The organism is Streptomyces lonarensis (assembly GCF_012033735.1).
GTDB classification, from domain to species: Bacteria; Actinomycetota; Actinomycetes; order Streptomycetales; family Streptomycetaceae; genus Streptomyces; species Streptomyces lonarensis.
The window spans coordinates 1-5,686 of sequence record NZ_JAAVJD010000289.1 but is presented as its reverse complement, the minus strand read 5'-3'; the positions used below and the strand labels follow the sequence as shown (position 1 = coordinate 5,686).

At 75.6% G+C, this 5,686-nt stretch carries 4 protein-coding genes and 1 pseudogene; all 5 read left to right on the top strand.

Annotation, left to right across the window (positions count from 1 at the left end):
- Positions 1-190: 190 nt before the first annotated feature.
- Positions 191-850, top strand: a complete 660-nt coding sequence (locus HCN56_RS22980; protein ID WP_167974188.1) for a TetR/AcrR family transcriptional regulator — start codon at positions 191-193, stop codon at positions 848-850.
- A gap of 556 nt (positions 851-1,406) precedes the next feature.
- Positions 1,407-2,957: an MFS transporter gene (locus HCN56_RS22975; RefSeq protein WP_167974186.1), complete on the top strand. Its 1,551-nt coding sequence runs from the start codon at positions 1,407-1,409 to the stop codon at positions 2,955-2,957.
- A gap of 421 nt (positions 2,958-3,378) precedes the next feature.
- Entirely contained in the window at positions 3,379-4,140 is a 762-nt protein-coding gene (locus tag HCN56_RS22970; protein WP_167974184.1) for a DeoR/GlpR family DNA-binding transcription regulator, read from the top strand.
- Positions 4,137-5,105, top strand: coding sequence for a 1-phosphofructokinase (pfkB, locus tag HCN56_RS22965; RefSeq protein ID WP_167974182.1), 969 nt, complete (start codon positions 4,137-4,139; stop codon positions 5,103-5,105). The genes HCN56_RS22970 and pfkB overlap by 4 nt, the downstream gene beginning before the upstream one ends.
- 74 nt (positions 5,106-5,179) lie before the next feature.
- Positions 5,180-5,584 (top strand): annotated as a pseudogene (locus HCN56_RS22960) (PTS sugar transporter subunit IIA); the annotation flags it as partial.
- Positions 5,585-5,686: the final 102 nt, after the last annotated feature.

The window sequence follows — 5,686 nt, the reverse complement described above, 5'->3', positions numbered from 1 at the left end:
GCCGGGCGCGCGCCCGGCACGCGCCGCGCGGGGGAGTCGCGGAATCTGGCTCGGATGTGTGGCGGGCATCACAGAAGTGCGGTGAAATATCCGGGGAGGCTTTCCCCGTTTGCATACTCGTACGTCCAAGTGGGGAGGCATTCCCCACTTCCGGGGCGGAGGCACGGCCGGTGACCAGCGAGGAGGACCCATGAGCCCACAGCACGCCGCCGGCGTGGCGGCCAACGGCGGACTCCGCGCCGACGCCGCCCGCAACCGGGATCGCATCGTCGCCGCCGCCCGCGAGGTGTTCGCAGCCGAGGGCCAGAAGGCCCCGCTGGACGAGATCGCCCGCAGCGCCGGCGTCGGCAACGCCACCCTCTACCGCCACTTCCCGACCCGCCGGGACCTCGTGGTGGCGGTCGTGCGCGACGTCTCCGAGCGCGCCGCCGACCGTGCCGAGGACGCGTTGGCCGCCGGGGTCGATCCCTTCGAGGCGCTGCGCGGTCTCTTCCTTGCCGGTGTCGAGGAGCGGGTCGGCGTCATGTGCACCATGCTCGGCACCGCCGACGGCGACCCTGGCCGCCGCGCCGCGGGCGACCGGCTCACCCAGGTGGTGGAGCGGCTGGCCTCGCGTGCCCGCGCCACCGGCGCCCTGCGCGCCGACGTCACCGCCGGGGACATCCTGCTGGCCATCGGCCGCCTCACCAGACCGCTGCCGGACGGTTCCGAGTGTCGCCTCGACGGCGACCTGGTCCGGCGGCAGCTGCTGATCTTCCTCGACGGACTCCGCGCGCCCGCCGCCACGCAGCTGCCGGGTACCGGCCCCTCCGTGGCCGACCTGCGGCGCGTACCCGCCGGCCGGAGTTAGCCGGCCACACGGACCATCGGCCCGTTCCGCGGGCCGACCGGGGCGCAGCCCCACCTCCGCACGGCGCGGTCCTGACCGCGCACCCCCTGCCGGGAGCCGTTACCGCTGCCACCCGGCCGGACCGCAGACGTGCACCCGACGTCGGCGGCTCCTGATCCGCCGGCGCGGTCATGTGCCAACCGCACGTGACGCGCCGCCCGCACCACCCGCACCGCCCGCACGAAGCACACCGCGCGGCCTGCCGCGCAGCACCCGCACAAACGAACCACGGCACCACCGCACCACCGCAGCACCGCACGATCCGCAGTTCCGGACCGGACCGTCCGTCGAGACACGTGCTCGACCCGGGACCAGCCCCGAGACCGCGTCCGAGATCGATCCTTCCCGACATCGACACCCGCTCGCCCCGACATCGACACCCGCTCGCCCCCGCCGCACGGCACCGGCCCGGACCCCCGTCCGCCCGGCGCCCCGACACCCCGCTTCTCCGGACCCGGCCGCCCGCACCCGGGTCCACCCCCGTCCCGTGACGTCTCCCCCGACAAGGTGGCAGCCCATGTCCCGAGCGCTCGACAGCGCCGCTCCCTCACCACCGCAGCGCGCCGCGGCCCCCCGACGGCGTGTACTCGTCCCGCTCACGCTGGCCCAGCTGATGGTGGTGCTGGCCTCGACCATCGTGATCGTCACCCTGCCCACCCTCCAGACCGACCTCGGTATCGCCGATGCCGACCGCCAGTGGGTGCTCACCGCCTACGCCCTCGCGTTCGGCGGGCTGCTCCTGGTGGGCGGCCGGGTCGCCGAACTGCTCGGTCGCCGTAACGCCCTGCTCCTCGGGCTGGTCGGCTTCGCTCTCGCCTCGGTCCTCGGCGGCCTGGCGACCACCGCCGCGACGCTGTTCGCCGCGCGCGCCGGCCAGGGCGTGTTCGGTGCCCTGCTCGCGCCGGCGGCCTTCGCCCTGCTGTCCGCGCTCTTCGCCGACGTGCGCGACCGCGGCCGGGCCTTCGCCGTCCACGCGGCACTCGTCGGCGTCGGCGGGGTACTGGGCCTGATCCTCGGCGGCGCGCTCACCCAGTTCCTCGGCTGGCGCTGGACGTTCTTCGTCAACGTTCCGCTGGCCGTCGCCGCCCTGGCCGCCGTGGCCCTGACCCGGCTTCCCGCCGTGTCGTCCGCCGCGGTGCCCCGGATCGACCTGCCCGGCGCGGTCGCCTGGGCGGTCGGCCTCTTCGCCCTGGTCGGTGGCGTCACCCGGGCCGGTTCCCACGGCTGGACCGACCCGGGTGTCCTCGCCGCCCTGCTGGTCGCCGCGATGCTACTGGCGGCGTTCGCCCGTCGGCAGGCACGCACGCCCGGCGGGCTGCTCCCGCCGCGCGTGGTCCTCGACCGCAACCGGGCCGGCGCGGTCCTCGTGGTCGCCCTCGCCGCCGCGGCGCTCTTCGGCGTCTTCCTGATGATGACCTTCTACCTGCAGTCGGTGAAGGGCTATCAGCCGGTGCTGGCCGGGCTCGCGTTCGTGCCGATGAGCATCGGCGTGATCATCGGTTCGACGCAGGTGGCCTCCTGGACGCTCGCGCGGCTCTCGCCGCGGGCCGTCATGGTGCCCGGCCTGCTCGCCGCCGCCATGGCGATGCTGATGTTCACTCAGCTGGAGGCCGACAGCTCCTACATGGGGCTGCTGCTGCCCGCGCAGCTCGCGCTCGGTATCGGCATGGGGACCGTCTTCATGGTCGCTGTCCACATGGCCACCTCCGGGGTCCGTTCGGGCCACACCGGGGTCGCCTCGGCGCTGGTCACCAGCGCGCAGCAGATCGGCGGCGCGCTCGGCGTGGCGCTGCTGGGGACCGTGGCCGTTTCCACCACCGCCGGCAGCTTCGGCGGCAGTGCCTCGCTGCTGACCGCCTCGCCCGAGGCGACGGTCGCGGGGTTCGCCACCGCCGCCTGGTGGGGGCTGGGGGCCGTGCTGCTCGCGGTCGCCGCCGCCTCGGCGCTGGTCAGCAACAGCGCCCCGCAGCCGTACGTGGCGGGCGGCAGCGGCGTCGCCGCCACCGGCCGCACCCGGCCGGTGCGCCTGGGTGACGACGACACCTCCTCGGTGGCGCTCGCCCTTTGACCGCCCGCGCACCGTGCCCGCGCGACGGGCACACCGACGCCGTCCCGCCTCCCGGGTGGGGCGGCGTCGCCGCGTCGCCGGCGGGACGGGCGCCCCGGGAACGCTTGCCGGAATCTCCGCGCCCGGGCCGTCCGGCCGGTGGCCCGACCCGGGCCGCGTCCACCGCGGGCCGCCGGCAATCCGGCCCGCTCACCCGCGGCCTCACCGGCACGCCGGGCGGCCGCCTCCACGCTCCCGGGGCGGGGGCGTCCACTCCCGCGTCGGACGCCGCACCGCTGCCGCGGGCCGCCGGGGCACCAGCCGCCCCAGCCGTCCCTCCTGCCCGAATGTGACCACATCGCTTGGCTTTCTGTTTACTTCGCAGAATTCCAGTCGTACTGTGTCCGCAACGGACACACTCGGGCACGAACGGACCGCAGCCATGTATGCAGCCGAACGTCAGCAGCAGATCCTGCGGCTGGCCACCGAGCAGGGCCGAGTCGAGGTCCCCGCGCTCGCCGCCGACTTCGGCGTCACCCCGGAGACGGTCCGCCGCGACCTGAAGGCCCTCGCCCGCGCCGGGCTGCTCCGCCGCGTCCACGGCGGCGCCATCCCCGCCGGCGCACTCGACTTCGAGCCCGACCTCAGCGAACGCGAAGCCATCGCCGTCGGGCAGAAGGAGCGCATCGCCCGCGCCGCCGTGGAGGAACTCCCCGAGCACGGCAGCGTCATCATCGACGCCGGCTCCACCACCGCCGCCGTCGCCGCCGTCCTCCCGCTGGAGGCCCGACTCACCGTCCTCACCCACGCCCTGCCCGTCGCCGCCCGGCTGGCCGACCACCCGAGCGCCGAGCTCCACCTCGTCGGCGGCCGGGTCCGGACCCGCACGCGCGCCGCAGTCGACGACTGGGCGCTGCGCACCTACCGCGAGATCACGGCGGACGTCGTCCTGGTCGCGGCCAACGGATTCGGCGTCGAGGCCGGGCTGACCACGCCCGACCTCGCGGAGGCCGCCGTCAAACGCGCCATGGTCGCCGCCGCCCGCCGCGTCGTCCTGCTCGCCGACTCCAGCAAGGCCGGCCAGCGGCACTTCGCCAAGTTCGGGGACCTCTCCCAGGTCGACCTGCTGATCACCGACGAAGACCTGAGCGACGAGCAGGCCGCCGCCATCGAGGCAGCCGGCACGGAGGTCCGGCGCACATGATCCTCACCATCACCCCCAACCCCAGCCTCGACCGCAGCTACGACATCGCCTCCCTCGACCGGGGAGCCGTCCTGCGGGCCGACACCGACCGCGTCGACCCCGGGGGCAAGGGCGTCAACCTCTCCCGGGCGATCGGCGCCGCCGGACTCGACACCACCGCCGTGCTCCCCCTCGGCGGCCCCGAGGGAGCGCTCCTCGCGAGGCTGCTGGAACGCCTCGGCATCGACGTCGCGGGCGTCGACATCAGCGGTTCCACCCGCGTCAACGTCGCGGTGATCGAGGCCGACGCCACCCTCACCAAGATCAACGCCGCCGGTCCGCTGCTCGCACCGGCCGAAGCCGACGCCCTCCTGGCGCGCGTCCGGGACCACGCGCCCCGCGCCACCTGGACCGCCTGCTGCGGCAGCCTGCCGCGCGGCCTCGGACCCCAGTGGTACGCCGAACTCGTCGCCACCGCCCACGCCGCCGGCGCCCGGATCGCCCTCGACACCTCCGGCCCGGCGCTGCCCGCCGCCCTCGCCCAGCGCCCCGACATCATCAAGCCCAACACCGAGGAACTCGCCGAAGCCGTCGGCCGCCCCCTCGCCACCGTCGGCGACGCCCTCGCGGCCGCCGAGGAACTGCGGGCCGCCGGAGCGCGCGCCGTCCTCGCCAGCCTGGGCGCCGACGGGCAGCTGCTGGTCGAGGACAGCGGTCACTACTGGGGCCACGCCCCCGTGGCGACCGTCCGCAGTGACGTCGGCGCCGGCGACGCCTCCCTCGCAGGCTTCCTCGCCGCAGGCGGCAGCGGGCCCACCGCGCTCGCCGCGGCCGTCGCCCACGGGGCGGCGGCCGTCCAGCTACCGGGCAGTTCCATGCCCACCCCCGCCGACCTGCGACCCCACGAGGTCACCGTCACAGCCGACCCCGCCACGGGAAGGCCGCTCTCCTCACCCGCAGTCCCCGCCACCGGAGCCGCCCGATGAGTCCCACCGACCGACACCACGACCACGGAGAAGCGGCCACCGCGGCCGGTGACGGCGGCGCAGCCGGGCCGCTCATCACCCCCGACCTGGTCGACCTCCACCTCGCCGCCACCACCAAGGACGAGGCGGCCCGCTCCCTCGCGGAGCGCATGGTCACGGCCGGCCGCGTCACCGACCTCGACGGCTTCCTCGCCGACGTGGCCGCCCGCGAGGCCCAGATGCCGACCGGCCTCGACGGCGGCATCGGCATCCCGCACTGCCGCAGCGCCCACGTGACCGCCCCCACCCTGGCCTTCGGCCGCAGCGCGGACGGCATCGACTTCGGCGCCGCGGACGGACCGGCGGACCTCATCTTCCTCATCGCCGCCCCCAGCGGTGCCGACGATGCGCACCTCGGCATCCTCTCCGCCCTCGCCCGCGACCTCATGCGCCAGGAGTTCACCGACGCGCTCCGCGCCGAGGCCGACCCCGCCCGGGCCGGTCGGCCATGCCGTAGGCGATGTAGCCGGCGAGCACGGGGATGAGGAAGTCGAAGGCCGCGCCGCCGACCTGGAACATCAGGGCGGCCCAGCTCTCGGTGC

Bases quoted from the DNA above. Each gene is read 5' to 3' on its own strand.
- HCN56_RS22980 (WP_167974188.1), top strand. From the start codon at position 191: ATGAGCCCACAGCACGCCGCCGGCGTGGCGGCCAACGGCGGACTCCGC.
- HCN56_RS22975 (WP_167974186.1), top strand. From the start codon at position 1,407: ATGTCCCGAGCGCTCGACAGCGCCGCTCCCTCACCACCGCAGCGCGCC.
- HCN56_RS22970 (WP_167974184.1), top strand. From the start codon at position 3,379: ATGTATGCAGCCGAACGTCAGCAGCAGATCCTGCGGCTGGCCACCGAG.
- pfkB (WP_167974182.1), top strand. From the start codon at position 4,137: ATGATCCTCACCATCACCCCCAACCCCAGCCTCGACCGCAGCTACGAC.